The 1,366-nt window shown below is 44.5% G+C and carries 1 protein-coding gene; it reads right to left on the bottom strand.

Annotated features, from left to right (window positions below; genetic code table 11):
• Positions 1-163 precede the first annotated feature (163 nt).
• Complete coding sequence (locus NCCP2222_RS20660) at positions 164-1,342, bottom strand: IS256 family transposase (protein ID WP_248514274.1); 1,179 nt, start codon at positions 1,340-1,342, stop codon at positions 164-166.
• Positions 1,343-1,366: the final 24 nt, after the last annotated feature.

Here is a 1,366-nt window from a genome sequence, read left to right as displayed (position 1 = left end):
GGCAATACTGGAATCGCCCACGATTCTACTACTCGCCACTTTATTTGGAGAGGCGGGCATGATAGCCTTGGCGGGAAAAGCCAGCTGTATGTGCTGGATTTCCTGGCTTGGGACTCATGCCCGTAGAGGCTCCATGTCAAGTTGCTTGACGACGCATCAAGTCTTACGACTTTTCAACTGAAAACAATTTTCTATTCCAGTATTTATTAGCGTCTACATAACTGATCAATACGGCACTTATGAGCCGGAATGCAGATTGGGTGTTCGGGAAAATCCGAATCACACGTTCTCGCCTACGTATTTCTTCATTTAGTCGTTCTACGCTATTCGTACTCCGAATGGACTTTCGATGGGCAATCGGAAAGTTCATATACTGGATGGAATCTTCGAACCCTTCGTCCAGTATAGCTAACGCCTTTTGGTACTTAGGATTCTCTTCGTACGTTTTAAAGAATATATCTTTTAGACTTCGCAAGGCATCCATCTTTTCGGCTGCAAACATACTTTTTAGCAGACTGATGGCATCCTCGCTGCCTTTCTTAGGCAAGGCTTCGACAATATTACGCTTGAAGTGTACATTGCATCGTTGCCAAGACGTGCCGACGAAGTCTTGTTGAATCGCCTTCTTCAGCCCTTCGTGGGCATCGGAGACGATCAATTTGGGTGACTGGAGACCTCTCGAAATGAGGGATTGGAAAAAGGCCGACCAACTCTTGAAGCTTTCATTGTGATCGACTTTCAAGCCAAGGATTTCCCGGCGACCGTCCTCGTCAATTGCGAGGGCAATATAGACTGCCTTGGAAACTACACGATGGTGCTCCCGTACTTTGATGTACATGGCATCCACGAATAAATAAGGATAATATTTCGTGTTCAATGGCCGGCTCGCCCATTCGTTGACAATTGGATCCAGCTTGGATGTTAAAGAAGAGACAAAGGATTTGGATACGCTCTTGCCACATAACTGCTCCACGACATTAGTTACTTTTCTTGTCGACACGCCATTTACGACCATTTCTAACATAGAAAGGACGAGAGCTTGATCGCAGCGGGCATACTTTTCAAACACGGAAGGCGCAAAATCTCCTTGTCTCGTGCGCGGGACCTTTAGTTTGATTTTCCCAAGACTCATGGTGTATTCCCGTTCATAATAGCCGTTTCGGTAATCGACCCGGTCATTCGAACGTTCATAGGAAGCCGCTTGTAAGTACTCGTCCCGTTCTTTTTCCATATATTCATTTAGGACTAGAACGATAGTTGATTTGACGACAGCGTCAATGTTTGAATTCATAACAGAGTCTTTTAAAATATCCATATCTAAAGTAAAATTAAATTGAGTCACTTTCCATTCCTCCAAATGTTTATC

Origin of the sequence: Sporosarcina sp. NCCP-2222 (assembly GCF_023168145.1) — a bacterium.
Lineage (GTDB): Bacteria > Bacillota > Bacilli > Bacillales_A > Planococcaceae > Sporosarcina.
The sequence above is the reverse complement of the archived record's forward strand: the minus strand, read 5'-3'. Positions and strand labels throughout refer to the sequence as shown.